Annotated in this window: 15 protein-coding genes and 1 pseudogene; 14 read left to right on the forward strand and 2 right to left on the reverse strand. The window is 57.2% G+C overall.

What is annotated here, in order from left to right; translation table 11 throughout:
* The 3 genes from OKC43_RS03835 (at position 1) to OKC43_RS03845 (ending at position 2611) form a co-directional block, all read left to right on the forward strand.
* The gene (locus OKC43_RS03835) at positions 1–1050 is read left to right on the forward strand and encodes an efflux RND transporter periplasmic adaptor subunit (protein WP_270803939.1); all 1050 of its coding nucleotides are present in this window, start codon (positions 1–3) and stop codon (positions 1048–1050) included.
* A gap of 115 nt (positions 1051–1165) precedes the next feature.
* Positions 1166–1687 (forward strand): crossover junction endodeoxyribonuclease RuvC, encoded by a 522-nt coding sequence (gene ruvC, locus OKC43_RS03840; RefSeq protein WP_005334512.1) that lies wholly within the window; start codon positions 1166–1168, stop codon positions 1685–1687.
* A gap of 315 nt (positions 1688–2002) precedes the next feature.
* The gene (locus tag OKC43_RS03845) at positions 2003–2611 is read left to right on the forward strand and encodes a hypothetical protein (protein ID WP_270803940.1); all 609 of its coding nucleotides are present in this window, start codon (positions 2003–2005) and stop codon (positions 2609–2611) included.
* A 53-nt stretch (positions 2612–2664) separates the two neighbouring features.
* Here the strand turns inward: OKC43_RS03845 and OKC43_RS03850 are convergent, their stop codons facing one another.
* Both OKC43_RS03850 and malX read right to left on the reverse strand, forming a co-directional pair.
* A complete protein-coding gene (locus tag OKC43_RS03850) occupies positions 2665–3855 on the reverse strand; it encodes a MalY/PatB family protein (protein ID WP_270803941.1) in 1191 nt (396 codons plus the stop codon).
* Positions 3856–3942: 87 nt separating this feature from the next.
* The gene (gene malX, locus OKC43_RS03855) at positions 3943–5514 is read right to left on the reverse strand and encodes a maltose/glucose-specific PTS transporter subunit IIBC (protein ID WP_065017917.1); all 1572 of its coding nucleotides are present in this window, start codon (positions 5512–5514) and stop codon (positions 3943–3945) included.
* A 291-nt stretch (positions 5515–5805) separates the two neighbouring features.
* Between malX and OKC43_RS03860 the strand changes: the two genes are divergently transcribed.
* From OKC43_RS03860 to mnmA, 11 genes and pseudogenes are all read left to right on the forward strand, one after another.
* Entirely contained in the window at positions 5806–6843 is a 1038-nt protein-coding gene (locus OKC43_RS03860; RefSeq protein WP_005344074.1) for a Mal regulon transcriptional regulator MalI, read from the forward strand.
* A gap of 240 nt (positions 6844–7083) precedes the next feature.
* Positions 7084–7995: a BRCT domain-containing protein gene (locus tag OKC43_RS03865; RefSeq protein WP_270803942.1), complete on the forward strand. Its 912-nt coding sequence runs from the start codon at positions 7084–7086 to the stop codon at positions 7993–7995.
* 166 nt (positions 7996–8161) lie between these two features.
* The gene (locus tag OKC43_RS03870; protein ID WP_270803943.1) at positions 8162–8425 is read left to right on the forward strand and encodes a hypothetical protein; all 264 of its coding nucleotides are present in this window, start codon (positions 8162–8164) and stop codon (positions 8423–8425) included.
* A 383-nt stretch (positions 8426–8808) separates the two neighbouring features.
* Positions 8809–10551 carry an AIPR family protein gene (locus OKC43_RS03875; protein WP_270803944.1) on the forward strand — a complete coding sequence of 581 codons (1743 nt, stop codon included), beginning with the start codon at positions 8809–8811 and terminating at the stop codon, positions 10549–10551.
* Between the two features lie 711 nt (positions 10552–11262).
* Positions 11263–13174: pseudogene (locus OKC43_RS03880) on the forward strand (PTS fructose transporter subunit IIABC).
* Positions 13175–13750: 576 nt separating this feature from the next.
* Positions 13751–15157: a hexose-6-phosphate:phosphate antiporter gene (gene uhpT / locus OKC43_RS03885; RefSeq protein WP_005334609.1), complete on the forward strand. Its 1407-nt coding sequence runs from the start codon at positions 13751–13753 to the stop codon at positions 15155–15157.
* 218 nt (positions 15158–15375) lie between these two features.
* The gene (locus OKC43_RS03890) at positions 15376–15681 is read left to right on the forward strand and encodes a PTS fructose transporter subunit IIB (RefSeq protein WP_005334611.1); all 306 of its coding nucleotides are present in this window, start codon (positions 15376–15378) and stop codon (positions 15679–15681) included.
* Entirely contained in the window at positions 15681–16448 is a 768-nt protein-coding gene (locus OKC43_RS03895; RefSeq protein ID WP_270803945.1) for a PTS sugar transporter subunit IIA, read from the forward strand. Before OKC43_RS03890 ends, OKC43_RS03895 begins: the two co-directional genes overlap by 1 nt.
* Positions 16449–16552: 104 nt before the next feature.
* Positions 16553–17476 (forward strand): pseudouridine synthase, encoded by a 924-nt coding sequence (locus OKC43_RS03900; protein ID WP_270803946.1) that lies wholly within the window; start codon positions 16553–16555, stop codon positions 17474–17476.
* Entirely contained in the window at positions 17476–17967 is a 492-nt protein-coding gene (locus tag OKC43_RS03905; RefSeq protein WP_042082454.1) for an NUDIX hydrolase, read from the forward strand. The genes OKC43_RS03900 and OKC43_RS03905 overlap by 1 nt, the downstream gene beginning before the upstream one ends.
* A gap of 157 nt (positions 17968–18124) precedes the next feature.
* Positions 18125–19231 (forward strand): tRNA 2-thiouridine(34) synthase MnmA, encoded by a 1107-nt coding sequence (mnmA, locus tag OKC43_RS03910; RefSeq protein WP_005353619.1) that lies wholly within the window; start codon positions 18125–18127, stop codon positions 19229–19231.
* Positions 19232–19244: the final 13 nt, after the last annotated feature.

Here is a 19244-nt window from a genome sequence, read left to right on the forward strand (position 1 = left end):
ATGACACATATGATTACCCGAATGTTGGCTGGCGCTGCGCTGATTGCAGGCAGTGCGCTACCGGTATTGGCCGATCAGGGCAAGATGGTGACCCTGGCGGATGTGACCCAAGGGGATGCGGCCGCCAATATCTGGGTCAGCGGCACGGTGGCGAGTCGCCAGCAAGCGGCGCTCAGCGCCGAAGTGAGCGGCCGGGTGGAGTGGATCGCCGAATTTGGCAGCCGGGTCAAAAAAGGAGATGAGCTGCTGCGCCTCGACAGTACGGCGCTGCGCCTCTCGCTGGAGCAGGCTCGCGCCGAGCAGGCGAAATGGCAGAGCAACCTGCGCTTCGCTCGCGCCGAATCCCAGCGGATCACCCGGCTGCACCAGCAAAAGAGCGCCTCCCAGAGCCAGTACGACAAGGCCAGCTACGATGTGGAGCAGGCCGCGCTGGCCGAGCGACTAGCCGCCATACAGGTGAACCAGATTGAAGAACAGCTGCGCCGCAGCCACATCTATGCCCCGTTCGACGGGGTGGTGAACAACCACTTCATCCAGCCCGGCGAGCATGTGGACGCGGGCGAGCAGGCGCTGGAGCTGGTCAACCCGGATCAGCCGGATATCCGCCTGCAAGCCCCCATTCTATGGGCCCAGCAGCTGGCACCACAAACCCGGCTGCGGGTGGAGGGGGAGCAGCTGAGCGGTCACGGCGTCTATTACCAGCGAGCCGCCAGCGCCGATCCCAAATCGCGGCTGATCGAGCTGCGCCTCAAACCGGAAGCGGGCACCTTCATCATCGGCTCGCCGGTACGGGTTGCCCTGCCGCTGGGGGATCAGCAGAGCATGCTGCTGCCCCGGGACGCTCTGGTGCTCGGCACCGATGGCAGCGTGGTCTATCAGGTGGCGCGAAGCGGCAAGGCGCTCAAGGTGAATAGGGTGCCGGTCACCGTGCTGTTTGGCGACAGCCAGCAGGTGGCGGTGAGCGGCGCCCTCAAGCAGGGGGATCGGGTGGTGGTGCGTGGCGCGGGCAGCCTGCAGGATGGCGACACCATAGAATTGTTCAAGGGCTAGCCAGGCCCGACGCAGGCTGTCCAATCTTTACCCGCTTGGCCCGGGACATACAGCCAAACGGGCCACAGTTTGCTATCTTGGCGGCCATCACTCGCGTTTAGAGCAATCAACACCCATGAGCATTATTTTGGGCATCGATCCGGGTTCGCGGATCACCGGCTACGGGGTTATCCGGGTCGTGGGCGGCAAGGCCGAATATCTTGGCTCTGGCTGCATCCGCACCGATTGCGGCGAGCTGCCGGAGCGCCTCAAGCAGGTCTATGACGGGGTATGCGAGATCATCACCCAGTTCAAACCCACCGAATTTGCCATCGAGCGGGTCTTTATGGCCCGCAACGCCGACTCGGCCCTGAAACTGGGGCAGGCCCGGGGCAGCGCCATCGTCGCCGCGGTCAACGCCTATCTGCCGGTGAGCGAATACTCTGCCACCCAGATCAAGCAGGCAGTGGTGGGCACCGGCGGCGCCGCCAAGGAGCAGGTGCAACATATGGTGACCCATCTGCTGAAACTCTCCGCCACCCCGCAGGCGGATGCAGCAGATGCCCTTGGCGTCGCGCTCTGCCACCTGCACACCCGCCAGAGCCTGATCAAGATGGCCGGCCGTGCCAGCAGCTCGGTACGTGGCCGCTATCGCTGAGCCCTTGTGTCGTCCACGACTCATCTCAGTATCGCTAAATAAAAAAACCGCCCCGGATCTCCGGGGCGGTTTTGTTTTGGGCGCGGAATAGAGAGCAATCCGGAGAGCAAGGTCATGCACGCCAGCTCCATCAAAAGTTGCAATCGAGCGACACGTGCGCCGACGTGACGAGCAACTCGATTATCATCGTAAACCCGTACCGTATTGCCATCAGACACAACGCGAAAGAGGCTTATAAATCACACTCTTGGCAATAGATACTTGCTTTCAATTAGTCGTGTCCGCAAACAATACAACCTCGAGTTACAAACTGATATGAATCATGCCAAGGAAGAATTAGATATGGAAAAAATCGGACTTTCCGCTATCGCCCTTCTGCTATGTGGTTGTTCTGCTGCTGGCGTCGTAAAAAGCAACGACCCTTGGCAAAATCTGGCCCAAGCAGATGTGCTGATTGAACATGGGCGGGCAACCGCTGCAGAAAAACTTATCGTCGAAGCCAGAAACCTTTGCAAGGAAGACGCGGTTTGCCATGCCATGGCAGATAGAGAATATGCCCTGCTACTCCTATCTTCTTCCGTTGGTTCTACTTGGGCAGAACACTATAAAGAACAAGGATTTATAGATCAGACAGTCAACCTGCAAAACAGGACAATCAAGGCTGCAGCATATCTGGATCAGGCCGCCACTCAGCTAAATACAACAACCGCTTACGACAAGCTGAGCAATGTGCAGCTACTAAAAGCCTCTGTCTATCAGGAACTGCAGGATCAAAAAAGTACTTGTTCATCCCTGGCTCAAGCGCTGACAGCCTACCAAGATAATCTGCGCCATAACCCAGGCGCAGCCCCGCAGGGGGTGGATGGTTACGCCTCGCTGGGAGACTATATCATCGCACGGCAGAAAGCCGTTCGCTGTATGTAAACAGGTATCTTATGGTTCAGTGCCCCTTGCCAGCATTGGCAAGGGGCACTGTGTTAAACCACCTCCCCCAGCGCGCCGATCAGGGCGTCGAGCCCCTGGTCAACCTTCGAGCGCGGGCAGCCGACGTTGAGGCGGATATAGCCTGTGCCTTCGGGGCCGTAGGTGTCGCCGCGCATGATGGCGACCCGGTATTTCTCCACCAGCAAGGTTTGCAGTGCATCCATCCGTTCGGTGGAGTCGATGCCAAGGCCGTTCAAATCAATCCAGGCGAGATAGGTTCCCTCGGGCACCCGATAGTCAATGGCGGGGAAAGCGGCGTTGAGCCGCGCCGCCACATGGGTGAGGTTGCCGTGCAAATAGGATTTGAGCGCATCGAGCCAGGCAGAGCCGTCCCGATAGGCGCTGATATGGGCCAGCACCCCGAGAATGGGCGGCGATGATAGGCCATGGGCCGCCTTGAGCCGCTGCAGATAGGCGGTCCGCGCCGCTGCGTTGGCAATAAAGGCGTAGGCGCCGCCAAGGGCGGGAATATTGAAGGATTTGGAGCCCGAGCTTACCAGCGCCCAGTGATCGTCCGGCGCTACTTCGCTCCACGGCAGGTAGCGGGCAAAACTCACATCCATATGGATGTCGTCCGAGATGACCTTGACCCCGTGGCGCTGGCAGATGGCGGCCATCCGGCCGAGTTCATCGCGCGTCCAGACCCGGCCGGTGGGGTTGTGGGGGCTGCAGAGCAGCAAAATCCGGCAATCGGGGCGAGCAGCCTGTTGCTCGAAGCAGGCCCAGTCGATCTGGTAACTCCCCTCCTCTTTTTTAAGCGGGCAGGGCAGCAGCACCCTGTCGTTGGCAACCAGCATATTGCCGAAGGCGTCGTAGGCGGGGGTATGCACCAGCACCCCCTCCCCCGGCGCCGACCAGAGGCTCACCAGCTGGGCAATCACATAGATGACCGAGGGGCCGTAGACCAGCGTCTCGGGGTCGAGGCTCGCCCCGTAACGGCTGGCAAACCAGTTGCTCACCGCCCCCTTGAAGTCGTCGTGATTCCAGCGGCTATAGCCAAATACCCCGTGCTCAAGGCGGGTTGCCAGGGTCTGGCGAATGCAGGGGGCGGTCTCGAAATCCATGTCGGAGATGGTAAAGGGGAGCAGGTCGGCATGGCCAAAACGGTCGGCTACATAGTCCCACTGGGTGCAGTAGGTGCCGTGGCGGTCGACCACGCGGTCGAAATCATAAATATCGTGCATGAAGTTTCTCCCTCCATAAACAGGAGACATATTGGGAGAGGCAAACAAGGGGGGCTTGCGCCCCCCGTTCGGATCTTATTGGCCGGTTCAGGCCCCCATCAGGCTCTGCAGCTGGTTTTTCACCAGATGCACCTGCGGGCCGATCACCACCTGCAGGTTGTGCTCATCGAGCTTGATCACCCCGATGGCACCGTTCGCTTTCAATACCTTGTCATCGACCCGGCTCATGTCCTGCACCGACATCCGCAGGCGGGTGATGCAGTTATCGAGCGCGAGGATGTTATCAGCGCCGCCCAGCGCATTGAGGATGATTTCACCGTTGTAACCGCTGTTGCCTGCCTTCTTGCCTGCGGGCTGGGCAGCCTCGCTGGTCTCGATTTCGCGACCCGGCGTTTTCAGGTTAAAGCGCACGATGGCGAAGCGGAACACGCTGTAGTAGATGGCAAACCAGATGGCGGCCGCGACCGGCACCAGATACCACTTGGTGGCGGTGCCCTGCAGCACGCCGAACACCAGAAAATCGATGAGGTTACCGTCAGTGTTGCCGATGGTAACGCCGAGCAGCCCCATGGTCATAAAGCCCAAACCGGTCAGGATGGCGTGAATGACGTAGAGCACCGGTGCCACGAACAGGAACAGGAACTCCAGTGGCTCTGTGATGCCGCCGATGACGCAGGCCACCACGCCGGAGACCAGCAGCGCCTTGATCTTGCCGCGATTTTCCGGGCGGGCGCAGTGATACATGGCGAGCGCCGCACCCGGCAGGCCGCCGAGGAAGGCAGGCATCTTGCCCTGAGAGAGGAAGGAGGTGGCAGAAACAGAGAAGCCGGTGGTGTCGGCGCAGGAGAGCTCGGCGTAGAAGATATTGAGGGCGCCGCTCACCTCGTGACCGCATACCAGCTGGGTGCCGCCCGCTTCGGTAAAGCGGATCAACGCCACCAGAATGTGGTGCAGGCCGAGCGGTAGCAGCAGACGCTCACCGGTACCGAACAGGAAGGGGCCGAAGGGACCAGCGTGGGAGATGAGCGCCCCGATACCGTTGATACCGGCCGCAAACCAGGGCCAGACGAACGGCACGACCAGACCGACCACACCCAGCACCAGCGCAGTGATGATGGGCACGAAGCGGGCACCGCCGAAGAAGGCGAGCGCATCGGGCATCTTGTAGGTGTAGAAACGGGCGTGGAGCTTCGCGACGATCACCCCGACGATGATAGCCCCCAGAATCCCGGTGTCGATGGAGCTGATGCCGAGGATCGATTTCACCCCGTAGGCCTTCTCCGCCGCCGCGTCACCGATGACGTTGGCCACGGTCAGGTAGAAGTTGATGGAGAGGTTGAGCGCCGCATAGCCGACGAAACCGGCAAAGGCTGCGACCCCCTTCTCTTCTCGCGCCAGCCCGAGCGGAATGGCCACCGCAAACATCACCGGCAGGTAGATAAAGGCCACCAGCCCCACCTTGGTCATCCAGAGGAACAGCAGTTGCAGCACGGTATTGTCGAGGAAGGGCATGCTCTGCTTGACCGCATCGCTGGTGAGCGAGCTGCCGACACCGAGCAGGATGCCCGAGAAGGCCAGCAGGGCGACCGGCAACATAAAGGTCTTGCCGAGGCTCTGCAGGAACTCCCAGATAGTGGATTTGGCTTGAGGCTTGGCCATGAAACGGCTCCTTGTGAATAGACAGCAATGTCTGCGGCTGCCCTTCCCCGCTCGAGGCAATCTCGAAGCAATCTCGAAGCAAAAGGCGCGGGTCAGCATCAGGTTTTGCTGGATGATAAAACGTTTTATCAACTTGCAAGTGCCGACAGGATCACAGAATAAGGGGGCTGGCTGGCAGCAGGATCCAAATTTGTGAACCGGATCGGCCCAATGGTGATGTAACGTTTCACTTGAGCATCTGAGCAGGTATGCTGGGGCCTCGCTTTCAACTGTCCGTCGTCCGTTCGCCCTATGTCGCCCAAATCCCTCTCTGCCAAAGCCACCAAGATCACCGATGTCGCCCAGCGGGCGGGAGTGTCGGTCACCACCGTCTCCATGGTGCTCAACGGCAAGGGGCGCATCTCCCCGGCCACCGCCGAGCGGGTGCAGCAGGCGATAAAAGAGCTCGACTACGTACCCAACAGCGCCGCCGCCAACCTGCGCAGCCAGCAGTCCAATCTGGTGGGGCTGATCCTGCGCGACATCACCGACCCCTTCTATACCGAGGTGACCGCCGGGGTGAGCGAGGTGCTGGAGCAGCAGGGCTATCTGCTGTTTCTGACCCAGTGCGGCCACAGCCCGGAGCGGCTGCAGCAGAGCATCCACTCCCTGTCACGGCAGGGGGTGGCGGGCATCATCTTCAATCCGGTGCGCGGCGCGGCGGCCAAAACCCTGGAGACCCTGCTCGACTCCGAGCTGCCGGTGGTGTGCGCCGCCCGCTCCTACTATCGCGATGACGTGGACTTTATCGGCCCCGACAACACCCACGCCGCCAAGCAGGCCACCACCTATCTTATCGAGCAGGGCCACCGCCATATCGCCTATGTCGGCGGGCGGGCCGACTCCCTCACCCGCGCCGAGCGCATCGGCGGTTACTGCGCCAGCCTGCTGCAATATGGCCTCCCCTTCAAACCTGAGTGGGTACTGGAGTGCGAGCGCACCCAGCGCAGCGCCGCCGATACCATCGCCCAGCTGCTGCACCAGCACCCCAAGGTGACCGCAGTGCTCTGCCACTACCCCGAGGTGGCGCTCGGCGCCATCTATGGCGTCGAGGCGAGCGGCCGCACCGTGGGCAAGGACAACTACATCGGCCAGCAGGTAGCCCTGCTCGGTTTTGACGACGTGGCGGAGGCCGAACTGACCTCCCCCGCTCTCACCTTTGTAAGCTCACCGGCCCGCGAAATCGGCCGTCAGGCGGCAAGACGGCTGCTGACCCGGATGCAGCAACCCGAGCTCGCCCCCAACCGCCATATCATCACCCCCAATCTACAAAAGCGGGAGTCGGCCTGAGTTCCCGCCATTTACTAGATGAACATGAGTTGGCCCGCCAACCGGCAAGCATGGACATTTCTCTCCAATCTGCTTGGGAACCATTTCTCGACAAAGCTCACATGCGTGACGAATGGCAGACAAGTCTTCTGGCCTGATTGAAGCCATCTTTTATATGATGAGGTCATTAGGTTCACCCGCAGCGAGCCATCTCTCTACGGGTAGTTCCCACTCTCTTTGTAACCAGCAAGGGATCATGCAATGGGTGAAATGAATCGTCATGGCCAGCCAGTCGCTAACTACAATGCCGCACGCAACCGCGACAAGCAGTTGAATAATCTGATGGGGATCCTGGATGGCATAGTCGCTGACAGTGTCATCGATGAGCAGGAGATCCTTTATCTGGATACTTGGCTCAAAGAGAGTGCCAGCCTCAACGGCTGGATCTTTCGTGAGCTACGAGAAATGGTCGCTAATGTGCTGCAAGACGGTAAGTTGTGTGAAGAAGAAAAAGTCCACCTTATGAGTGCGCTTCCCCGTCTGATGGAAACATATCGTCATCTACCGGGTGTCGACTTCTATTCAGAGGAATCAGACAAGCTATTACTCGAGGGGCTCTGTCAGGGGTTGATGGGAGATCAACAGCTGTCCGATGACGAGATCCATTACCTGAGTTGGTGGATGAAACAAAACAGCATGCTGAGGGCCCACTATCCCGGAAAACAGCTGTATCAGACGGTGGAGCGTATCCTTTTGGATGGCATTATTACTGCCGAAGAGAGAGAGGAGTTGCAGCAACAATTGATGTTGTTTATCGGCAATCCCTTCGAGCAGGGGGCTGTCACGGGTATGGCAACCAAGTTGGCCATCAGTGACTCCGAAATAGATACCCTATATGACTGTACTGTTTGCTTCACCGGCATGTTTCTTTCCGGTACACGCCGACAGTGCGAGGAAACAGCCTTGCTATTGGGGGCAACTCCCCAAGATTCTGTCACCCAGAAACTTGATTACCTCATCATCGGTGAGCTCAGTTCGCGGGATTGGCGCTTCTCCTCATACGGCAGAAAAATCGAAAAGGCCATGTTGTTGCAGGAGAAAGGACACTCGGTACGTATCGTCACCGAAGAAGCCTGGCTTGCCCATGCCAACACTCTGCACGAGTCGGCTTGAACCTTACATCACGGCGGGGGCTCACGCCCGCGCCTTGATAATTCACTCCTTCTGCTAGCCAACAGCACGCCAAAACGTGAGGCCGCTCACTGCGCCGGCAAGGAGAGATTGAGAGCCAAGTGAAGAGGAATATGATGGGCGCCTGCCTCACTTCACGAGCCCCTTTATGAACAACCCGCACGACCAGAACCCGCCGAGTGAAATCCATCGCTGTGACAAATGCAGGGAGCGTACCCGCCATATCGTGGTGCTGGTCGCACGCGATCACAGCCAGGACATCATGCCCAAGGACCCGCGCAAAGCCTTCTGGCAAGCCTTTACTTCCAGCAGCATCACCAACTGGGCGTTTGGTGAAACACTGGCCTACCAGACCACCCATGTAAAACATCTTATTTGTGAGCGGTGCGGGGAGAAGTTTCTGGAGTATTGAGTAGCGGTAGTACCCGACAAGAGGTGAAGCACAGCTTGCGGTCGCCGTGCCAAGTGGTCAGATAACACCCTCTTAGTGAGCAATTTATTGATCTCTGGCAGGTTTTTGCCCGACTGCGGTTTTACCCTGCCTCTATCTCGATTAATATGCCCCACTTGGCAACCACTCTTGCAGAGATAACCCTGTGCAGCCGTTTCGCCATCCACCACATCGCCGGATAACCGCAGCAGGCTGAGGGGAGTAACGTGCCAGCAAGTAATTGAAAATACGGGAATATGCATGCCATTGTTGCGCGGGTTAATACTCACTTATGACGATATTTAAATTTACATCCCGAACAGCATAAAAATTCGCCTTCATATTAACAAAAACAAGAGAGATATATGGCTATCAACCCAATAATAAGAGCTCAAATAAAAACATTTAGGGAAATGAATCCACATGAAGAAATGAATGATTCAGAGCTTTTTGAAGTAATGTCTATATTTTCAATTGAAAATGGAGTTCTCGGTGAAAATATTGATCCATTTAAAGCTCACCTAAAAGGTGATGAATTTGGGATTGATGGTGTTGCAATATCGATTCAAGGTAAGCTTTGTACTGATGTTGATGAAGCTGCAGAAATTCTCTCTATCGGTAAAAACCACTCTTCTGAATTCCATTTCTATCAGTCCAAAATATCAGACAACCTAGATTATGGTGAAATTTCAAAATTCCTTGATGCTGTTTATGATTTCTTTACTGAACAAAAGCTCATAAAAGGCGACCAAATAGAATGCCTGTTCGATGTAAAGGAAGAAATATATAATGCGGCAGCAAAAACCAGTCCAGCACTAAAATGCTACTACTGTACCACGGGTTCAGGCTCTATTTCTGAGTTAATCAATAGGCTAATTCAAACAAATAAAATTCGTCTAAATGAATTGAATATATTTAGTAGTGTACTTATTGAGTGTGTCGGAGCAAAAGTTATTCAGAATGGATTTCGCTCAGCGACAAACTCTACATCTGCAAGTATAAATTTCCAAAAAGCAATAACAATGCCTCTTCATGAAAGTGTAGATGAGGCATATATTGGCTATGTGCCCGCATCAGAAATTTTAAAAATAGCGCTTGGTGAGCCAGATCAAGACGGAATAAGACATATAAATCGTTCTATATTTTATGATAATGTAAGAGACTTCAATCCTGATTCTGATATCAATAAATCAATAATTGCAGAATTGGAAGCAGGAGGCCATGAATCTTTTGTTTTTAAAAATAATGGCATTACCGTCGTATCAAAAAGCATAGATAGAAAGGGTGATATTTTTAATCTTGAAGATTATCAGATCGTCAATGGATGCCAAACAACCAATATTCTTTCACATATCCACGATAACGTGGATAAGATATCTGTCCCCTTAGGATTAATCGGTTGCAGTAATACAGACTTTATTTCTAGCATTATTATTGGAACTAATCGTCAAAATGAAGTAAGAGAAGATCAATTTTGGGCACTACTACCATTCATGAAGGATTTGGAAGAATACTGTGCAGCTCAAAGTGGCGAAGATAGAATATTTATAGAAAGAAGAGACAATCAATATCGTGATATTTCTGTTGAGCGCACAAGGATTCTTCGCCCTTCTGACTTGATGAAAGTAGCTGCAGCGATGTTCTTCTTCCAACCACATAGAGCAGCAAGAGACCACAGAGGTATTAGAAAAGAGTTTAGATATAAAATCTTCTCTAAAAGCCATAACGTTGAATTATATCACGTTGCCGCCTTGGCGTTATATAAATTCGATTTTCTTTTAAGAACATCTAAGATTGAACGGTCACGCGGGATTTTTAGATTTTATATATTATATGCATTAGTAAGAAAACATTGGGATCAACCAACTTTACTTGAAGCTCCCCCCAAAAGTCAAAGAGCATTAAAAGATAAAGTATCTGCTGTTTTAAATGATAATGAAAAGTTTGTAGAGCATATTGAAGAGGTGGCAATTAAACTTGAGAGTATATTATCAAGGTATAGTGTAAGTACTCGAGAAAAAATTCGAGACTTTATCAGAACTGAAACTATGGTTGACGAATTTAACAAAGGCTTGCTAAATAAAAAACGTAAGAGTCAACCCGCATAAACAAATTTTATAATAAACATATAAGGAGTCTTTCTGACTCCTTATATGTTGGCAATTAAGAACGTCAAATTTCAATATTATTTTCATAGGTTCGAATAGCGGAGCGTATTCGGACGTTCGCGTTATCACCTCTATCTTTTCAGCCATCCCCGCTCTTCCCCCCTGCCTGTACAAACAGGCGGTGCAATTCACTTTGTTCATTGCACCCTACGGTGCGTCTATGGCTGTGGTTTTTCTTGCCCGTTGTGGTGAGCTGTCTGGCACCGATGGTGCAACCCATTTATCCAGCTTGTTCTGCTCACGCCTCCCCTGCGCCCCCTCTCGCTTCCCGCCAGCGGGGCCATTTCTGTGCGTTGGCTCACATCCAGCAGCCGTTTTTCACCTCACAAATTTACAGAAAGAGCACTCCCATCCGCTGAGTAAAAACTCACCGCACGGCCAAAGCGCTGAACCACAAATAAACACAACCAATTGATTTTAATCATTAATAAAAATATGAGCGATTCAATCCGCCCCCATTTCAGCAGCTGTTCAGCTTTGCGATCAGGGTCACACTCAAGGTAATAGCGCACAAAAATCCAGTTATTCGCACATTTGTCCGATAGGGTGACCTCTCCCCCGGCGCGATAATAGTCGGGTCAATTTTGTCTGCATGCCGGCCTGCAAGGGCGGCATGCCAACAGGCTCCGGCAACGGAGCGGGGAGAGCGCCATGATAACCACCTTGATCAATGAACATCTGATCAACCTCGATTTGAAAGCGACGCGTAAGGAAGAGGTCTTCACCGAGATGGCCCGCCTGCTGGCGTCGCAAGGCAAAGTCAGCAACGAGCAGGCCTTTATCAAGGATCTGTGGGCCCGCGAAGAGCTGGGTAACACCGGCTTTGAAGAGGGCGTGGCCCTGCCCCACGCCAAGAGTGCGGCTGTGTGCAATCCGGCGGTCGCCATCGGCATCAGCCGCAACGGCATCGAGTACGGCGCCGAAGATGGCAAGCCGTCCCACATTTTCTTTATGATCGCCTCCCCCGATGGCGGCGCCAACCACCATATCGAAGTGCTGGCCGAGCTCTCCGGCAAGCTGATTGAAGAGGGCTTTATCGATGCCCTGCTGGCAGCCAAAACCCCGGCCGATGCGCTGGCACTGCTGCTGGCCAAGAAAGAGGAAGCGGCTGCCGCTCCTGCGGCCAACAAGGGGCTGATCATCGGTGTCACCGGCTGCCCGGCCGGTATCGCCCACACCTATCTGGCGGCCGAGTCGCTGGAGCGCGCCGCCAAGGAGCTGGGTTATGAGGTGAAGGTGGAGACCAACGGCTCCATCGGCGTCAAGAACAGCCCGACTGCGGACGAGATCGCCCGCGCCACCGCCATCGTGGTGGCCTGTGACAAGCAGGTGGACATGGCCCGCTTTGCCGGCAAACCCCTCATCAAGACCGGCGTAAAAGCCCCCATCAAGGATGGCAAGGGTCTGATTGAGCAGGCGCTGAAAGCCCCCGCCTATGTGGCAGACAAGGATGAGAAGAAGGGTGACGAGAAGCGCGCCAGCGGCGGCAGCTCGGATCTCTATCGCTACCTGATGAACGGCGTATCGCACATGATCCCGTTCGTGGTGACCGGTGGTCTGCTGATCGCCCTGTCACTGGCCATCGGCGGCAACCCGACCCCAAGCGGCATGCAGATCCCGGAAGGAAGCATGTGGAACCAGATCCTCAATGTGGGCGTGGCCGCCTTCACCCTGATGATCCCCATTCTGGCGGGCTATATCGCCTACGCCATCGGTGACCGTCCGGCACTGGCACCGGGCTTTATCGGCGGCTGGATCGCCAACAACGGCAGCTTCTACGGCGCTGACGCCGGTACCGGCTTTATCGGGGCCATCATTGCGGGCCTGTTGGTCGGCTATCTGGTGCGCTGGATTGTCACCCGTCAGTACCACAAGATGGTGCAACCGCTGGTGCCGATCCTGATCGCCCCCATCGTCGGGTCGCTCTTTATCGCTGCGGTATTCATCTTCATCATCGGCGCCCCCATTGCCGACATGATGACTGGCCTCAACGCCATGCTGCTCTCCATGAGTGGTGGCAGTCTGGTGCTGCTGGGTATCGTGCTGGGTGGTATGGCCGGCTTTGATATGGGTGGCCCGGTCAACAAAGTGGCCTTCCTCTTCTCCGTCGGCATGATCGCCTCCGGCCAGACCCAGTTTATGGGTGCCATGGCCTGCGCCATCCCGGCTGCGCCCCTTGGCATGTCGCTGGCTACTGTGCTCGGTCGCAAGCTCGGCATCTTTGACGAGTCCGAGATCGAAGCAGGCAAAGCCGCCGGTGCCATGGGTCTGGTGGGTATCTCCGAAGGTGCGATTCCGTTCGCCGCCCGTGACCCGCTGGCCGTCATTCCGGCCAACGTGCTGGGCAGCATGACCGCAGCTGTGATGGCCTTCCTGCTGGGCATCACCAACAGCGTTGCCCACGGTGGCCCTATCGTGGCCCTGCTGGGTGCCGTCAACAAGCCGCTGCTGGCCCTGCTCTGCATGATCTGCGGTGCCATCGTCACCGGCGTGGTCGCGGTTGCCCTGAAAAAGCTGCGGGTAAAAAAAGAGTGACGAGGTGACCCTGGCCAAGGCGGCCTGAGAGCCCCTCGCCATCGCGGCTCGTAGAGCATAAAAGAGGCCACCCCACGGGGTGGCCTCTTGTTTTTGGGATGGCTGGCGAGCCGTATTTCCCAATATCGCCCCCCGAGAAATAGTGGTCGATAAGCACTCTTCCTCGTCTCTCCCTTCACCTCTCTCCTTGCCTTTCCCTTGCTCCCTTCTGGCCTATCCATCCCATCAGCCCAGCACTCACACAGAGCGCCAAACTGGCTGAAATGGCAGCAATCCGGCGTCAGCGGTGTGATGTTTCTCACGCTTTGTCCGCGAAAGCGCAAAAACTAGGAAAATTTCCTAGCCCCACTAGGGATGGCTCTCAAGCCATTTTTTGCCCCTCTTATTAGAGTCACCTCACCTGATGTCGTGACCCGCACCGCGACGGGCAATGTGCCCCGTCATCCCGTGCCGGGCCCGGGTTTATATGGATGGAGCGTCGAGCGCAGCAACGGCTGACAGCCCCGACGTTCCGTTCCCCCTTCCGTGGCGTGACCTCGAACAACCTATCTACAAATGAGGGGCGCGGCGGAAATACCGTCTATCTCGCAGAGGATGAACGAAGATGTTGAAATTGCTCCAACAGGTCCGGGTCCCCACCCTCGACCTGCCGGTCGAAGCCCGGCGCAAGCTCTGGTTCAAGCCGTTTATGCAATCTTATCTGGTTGTATTTATTGGCTATTTGACCATGTATCTGATCCGCAAGAACTTCAACATTGCGCAAAATGACATGATCCAGGAGTACGGTCTCTCCATGACCGAGCTTGGCATGATCGGTCTTGGCTTCTCCATCACCTACGGGGTGGGCAAGACCATCGTCTCCTACTATGCCGATGGCAAGAACACCAAGCAGTTCCTGCCGCTGATGCTGATCCTCTCCGCTCTGTGCATGCTGGGCTTCAGTGCCAGCATGGGCGGCACAGGTTTCAGCCTCTACTTCATGATCTTCTTCTATGCCCTGAGCGGTTTCTTCCAGAGCTGTGGCGGTTCGTGCAGCTACTCCACCATCACCAAGTGGACCCCTCGCAACAAGCGCGGCACCTATCTGGGCATGTGGAACCTCTCCCACAACGTGGGCGGGGCTGGTGCGGCCGGTGTGGCGCTGTTCGGTGCCAACTACCTGTTTGATGGCAACGTGCTCGGCATGTTTATCTTCCCCTCCATCATCGCGCTGATCGTCGGCTTTATCGGCCTGCGCTTTGGTAGCGATTCACCGGAAGCCTATGGTCTTGGCAAGGTGGAAGAGCTGTTTGACGAAGTGGCGAGCGAAGAAGATATCGCCACCGAAGAGCAGAAGCTGACCAAGTGGCAGATCTTCGTGAAGTATGTGCTGCTCAACAAGGTGATCTGGCTGCTCTGCTTTGCCAACATCTTCCTCTACGTGGTGCGTATCGGTATCGACCAGTGGTCTACCGTCTATGCCCACCAGGAGCTGGGCTTCTCCAAAGACGTAGCTATTCAGGGCTTTACCTTCTTCGAAGTGGGCGCACTGGTCGGCACCCTGATGTGGGGTTACCTCTCCGATCTGGCCAATGGCCGTCGTGGTCTGGTGGCTTGCGTGGCGCTGGCGCTGATCATCGCGACCCTGGGTCTCTACCAGCATGCGACTACCCAGTTTATGTTCCTGGGTTCCCTGTTCACCCTGGGCTTCCTGGTGTTTGGTCCGCAACTGCTGATCGGTGTCGCCGCCGTGGGCTTCGTCCCCAAGCAGGGCATCAGCGTAGCCGATGGCGTCAAGGGCACCTTTGCTTACCTCATCGGTGACAGCTTCGCCAAACTGGGTCTGGGCATGATTGCCGATGGCACCCCCATCTTCGGTCTGACCGGCTGGACCGGCACCTTCGCGGCGCTGGATATCGCAGCCGCCGCCTGTCTGGTGCTGATGGGCTGTGTCGCGGTCGCCGAGGAGCGCAAGATCCGCCGCATCAAGCGCGAACTGAAAGCCGCCGAGCTGGCTGCCCAGACCGCCTGATAGCCATAACAACAGACGCAGATTGTTCAGGGCCACCCACAGAGGTGGCCCTTGTTGTTTGAGGCAATCCCACTCCCGGCTGGCCCATATCAGCCTGCACTGCCGTTCAAGGGACGGGCATATCCCCATCAAGATCCCACTTTTCATATGGACTTTTGGTAAAAGCCCCCCACTGACGCTATCTTGTTGCTCCCCCTTGTCAGCATCACAGAGAGCAGATGAAGATCGTTGCCGTCACCGCTTGCCCGACCGGTATTGCCCATACCTATATGGCTGCCGATGCCCTGCAAAAAGCCGCCACTGGGCTGGGACTCAAGATCAAGGTCGAGACTCAGGGCGCCATGGGCATGGAGAACATGCTGACCGCCCGCGATATTGCCAGCGCCGACCTGGTGCTGATTGCCTCCGATATCGAGATTGAGCAGAAAGAGCGCTTCCTCGGCTGCACCATCCATCAAGTGAGACTGGAAACTGTGTTGCTGGATGCCAACGCCGTACTCAAGGCCCTGCCGATCCCGGCCTGATGCTGACCCGCGAAATCACCTTCTACTGCCAGCAGGGGTTGAGCATCACCCAGGCCAAGCAGTTGAACCGGCTGGCGGGGATGTTCAAATCCACCATCCGCTGCGCCAACCTCACCCGGCGCCAGACCGTTGCCGCCAGCAACCAGCTCTCCCTGTTGACCCTCGCCACCCAGCCCGGCGATCTCTGCCAGTTGCAGATTGAAGGGTGCGATGCCGAGCTCGCCCACATGGCCTTCACCTGCTGGTGCGGGGAACTGGGTCAACCGCTGGTGCGCCCGCGCACCGCCGCGCTGGCGGAGTTGCGACTGGCCAACGCCCTGCCCGACTACCATTTTGCCCTGCGCCAGCTGGCCCACAGCCCCGAACCGCTGACCAAAGCCGAAGCGCTCGAGCATCTGATCGATCTGCTGCCCACCGAGCTGATCACCGACCGCGCCACACTGACCGCCGCAGTGGAGCGGCGCGAGCAGGTCTCGGCCACCATCATCCGCCCCGGCCTTGCCATGCCTCATGTATTGAGCGAAGGGATCAGCCAGCCAACGCTGGCCCTGCTTAGCTGCAAGGAGCCCATCGAGTGGGGCTCTCAAATCGGGCCGGTGCAGACCATTATTCTGCTGGCGGTGCCGGTTGGTAGCGGACGGGAGACCCTGCGCCCCCTCACCCGACTGGCGCAGGCGATGATCGACGATGTGGTCAGCCACGCCCTGCTGTTGGCGGGCTCGACCCCCGCCCGTCAGGCTATCGTCATCGAGAGCCTGCTAAGCTAGGCGAATTGGCTCTGGGCACTGCTTGTTGAAACGCCAGCCATTCATCCAGCCCTCAGCACCCTGTGGTACACTCGCTGCCATCGTCTGTCTGAAGTGTGTATCCGATGAAATCTCCCCGCTCCCGTCTCTCTGTCAGCCGCGCGCCGCGCGATAACGCCCCGCGCACGGCGGCCAAACCAGCAGCACCCCGCCATGCATCCCCCTGCAAACCGGAGCTGGCCCCAGAGGATCGCAAATTGCTCCTGCTGAACAAGCCCTACATGGTGCTCTGCCAGTTCACCGACGAGGCGGGCCGCGAGACCCTCAAGGATTACATCAAAGAGCCCGGCATCTATGCCGCAGGGCGGCTCGATCGCGACAGCGAAGGGCTGTTGCTGCTCACCAACGATGGCAAGCTACAGGCGCGCCTCACCCAGCCGGGGGAGAAGACCCCCAAGACCTACTGGGTGCAGGTGGAAGGGATCCCGAGCGAGGAGCAACTGGCTGCCCTGCGCGCTGGAGTGGAACTCAACGACGGCATGACCCTGCCTGCAGGGGCACGCATCATGGATGAGCCTGCGGTGTGGCCGCGCAATCCACCCATTCGCGAGCGCAAGGAGATCCCCACCTGCTGGCTGGAGATCAAGATAGTGGAGGGGCGCAATCGGCAAGTACGGCGAATGACCGCCCATATCGGCCACCCCACCCTGCGCCTTATTCGCTACGCCATCGGTGACTGGACCCTGGATGGACTGGCACCCGGCGAGAGCCGCAGCCTACCCGCCCCCGAGCTGGCGCCGAGCTCCAGCCGCAGCCCGCGTCCCTCCTCATCCCGTTCAGGCGCTCATACCGCCAAACCGGCCAAACCGGCAGGGGATGCGCCACAGCGGGCCAGCCAGCCGAGACGGGACGAACGCCCCCGCAGCACTCACCCAACCGAGCGTTCAACTTCAAACCCGACCGGCGGCAAACCCCGCAGCAGTGGTCGAGGAACGGCACGCCGACCGGCCCGAGCGGGCAATCCCGATAGCAACGACAAGGAGTCATGATGAGCAATCAGGCAGAGCAATCGACCACCAGCCACGCCCGCATGGAGGCGCGCCTGACGGTCGCCGCCCTGGTGCAGTGGCAGGGCCGCTTTCTGGTGGTGGAAGAGGAGATAAAAGGCCAGCGCCGTTTCAACCAACCCGCCGGCCATGTGGAGCCGGGGGAAAACCTGCTTGAAGCGGCTTGCCGCGAGCTGAAAGAGGAGACGGGTCTGACCGCCACACCGACCGCCTGGCTTGGTACCTATCTGTTCAAACCGGCCGACAGCGAGGCCACCTATGTGCGCACCGCCATCATCTTCGACCTTGAAAAAGCGCCGGGTCAGCACCATCCAGAGGATCCTGACGGTGATGTGCTGGCTTGCCACTGGCTCACTCTGGAAGAAATAGCGGAATGCAAACCGGCCCTGCGCAGCCCCTTGGTGTGGCAGTGCATTCAGGATTATCTGGCGGGGACACGGCTGCCACTCTCGGCCCTCAAGGCCTTTATCTGAGGCCATTTGACACTCTTTTTCGGTGACAAAGGCCAACAACAGAAAAACGATTTCCTGCTATCAGGCTCCTGATGGGAACTGCGGCATGGATATGTGACCGGGGGCGCAAAACTCTGGTAGAATACGCCCCGTTTAAACGAACTGGTAACTTCGACTAATGACAGACAACAGCCAAATCAAGGTGATCGTCGGCATGTCCGGCGGCGTGGATTCTTCCGTCTCGGCCTACCTGCTCCAGCAGCAGGGCTATCAGGTCGAAGGCTTGTTCATGAAGAACTGGGAAGAAGACGACACGGACGAGTACTGCTCTGCCGCCCAGGATTTGGCTGATGCCAAGGCCGTCTGCGACAAGCTGGGGATGAAACTCCACACTATCAACTTCGCGGCCGAGTACTGGGACAATGTGTTCGAGCACTTCCTCGAAGAGTACAAGGCTGGCCGCACGCCGAACCCCGATATCCTGTGCAACAAGGAGATCAAGTTCAAGGCGTTCCTCGAATTTGCCGCCGAAGAGCTGGGTGCCACCTACATCGCCACCGGCCACTATGTGCGCCGTGACGACAGCACCGGCCGCCCGCGCCTGCTGCGCGGTCTCGATACCAACAAGGATCAGAGCTACTTCCTCTATACCCTGAGCGAGAAGCAAGTGGGTCAGAGCCTGTTCCCGGTTGGCGATCTGGAGAAGCCGGAGGTGCGCCGCATCGCCGAGCAGCTGGATCTCATCACCGCCAAGAAGAAAGACTCCACCGGCATCTGCTTTATCGGCGAGCGCAAGTTCAAGGACTTCCTGGCCAAGTTCCTGCCCGCCCAGCCCGGTAAAATCGAGACCGTGGATGGCAAGGTGATCGGCGAGCATCAGGGGCTGATGTATCACACCCTGGGCCAGCGCAAGGGGCTCGGCATCGGTGGTCGCAAAGATGCCACCGAAGAGGCCTGGTACGTGGTCGACAAAGAGGTCGAGCGCAACGTGCTGGTGGTGGCGCAGGGCGAGCATCCCCGTCTCTACTCCGATGGCCTGATTGCAAGCCAGTTGCACTGGGTGGATCGCACTCCCATTCGCGAACCGCGTCGCTGCACCGTCAAGACCCGCTACCGTCAGCAGGATATCCCCTGCCTGATCCAGCCCATCGACGACGAGACCATCCGGGTCATCTTCGACGAGAAACAGGCTGCGGTGACCCCGGGCCAGTCCGCCGTCTTCTACGACGGAGAAGTGTGTCTGGGCGGCGGCATCATCGAACAACGTTTCAGCCATCCGGTTTGAATCCTTAACAGAA

The sequence above is a fragment of the Aeromonas sp. Y289-2 genome (assembly GCF_027705925.1).
In the GTDB taxonomy this organism is placed as follows: domain Bacteria; phylum Pseudomonadota; class Gammaproteobacteria; order Enterobacterales; family Aeromonadaceae; genus Aeromonas; species Aeromonas veronii.

Excerpts from the sequence above, each read along its gene's own strand:
- uhpT (WP_005334609.1), top strand. The coding sequence starts at position 13,751 with ATGTTGAAATTGCTCCAACAGGTCCGGGTCCCCACCCTCGACCTGCCG.
- malX (WP_065017917.1), bottom strand. The coding sequence starts at position 5,514 with ATGGCCAAGCCTCAAGCCAAATCCACTATCTGGGAGTTCCTGCAGAGC.
- OKC43_RS03900 (WP_270803946.1), top strand. The coding sequence starts at position 16,553 with ATGAAATCTCCCCGCTCCCGTCTCTCTGTCAGCCGCGCGCCGCGCGAT.
- OKC43_RS03895 (WP_270803945.1), top strand. The coding sequence starts at position 15,681 with ATGCTGACCCGCGAAATCACCTTCTACTGCCAGCAGGGGTTGAGCATC.
- mnmA (WP_005353619.1), top strand. The coding sequence starts at position 18,125 with ATGACAGACAACAGCCAAATCAAGGTGATCGTCGGCATGTCCGGCGGC.
- OKC43_RS03845 (WP_270803940.1), top strand. The coding sequence starts at position 2,003 with ATGAATCATGCCAAGGAAGAATTAGATATGGAAAAAATCGGACTTTCC.
- ruvC (WP_005334512.1), top strand. The coding sequence starts at position 1,166 with ATGAGCATTATTTTGGGCATCGATCCGGGTTCGCGGATCACCGGCTAC.
- OKC43_RS03905 (WP_042082454.1), top strand. The coding sequence starts at position 17,476 with ATGAGCAATCAGGCAGAGCAATCGACCACCAGCCACGCCCGCATGGAG.
- OKC43_RS03860 (WP_005344074.1), top strand. The coding sequence starts at position 5,806 with ATGTCGCCCAAATCCCTCTCTGCCAAAGCCACCAAGATCACCGATGTC.
- OKC43_RS03870 (WP_270803943.1), top strand. The coding sequence starts at position 8,162 with ATGAACAACCCGCACGACCAGAACCCGCCGAGTGAAATCCATCGCTGT.
- OKC43_RS03875 (WP_270803944.1), top strand. The coding sequence starts at position 8,809 with ATGGCTATCAACCCAATAATAAGAGCTCAAATAAAAACATTTAGGGAA.
- OKC43_RS03850 (WP_270803941.1), bottom strand. The coding sequence starts at position 3,855 with ATGCACGATATTTATGATTTCGACCGCGTGGTCGACCGCCACGGCACC.
- OKC43_RS03890 (WP_005334611.1), top strand. The coding sequence starts at position 15,376 with ATGAAGATCGTTGCCGTCACCGCTTGCCCGACCGGTATTGCCCATACC.
- OKC43_RS03835 (WP_270803939.1), top strand. The coding sequence starts at position 1 with ATGACACATATGATTACCCGAATGTTGGCTGGCGCTGCGCTGATTGCA.
- OKC43_RS03865 (WP_270803942.1), top strand. The coding sequence starts at position 7,084 with ATGGGTGAAATGAATCGTCATGGCCAGCCAGTCGCTAACTACAATGCC.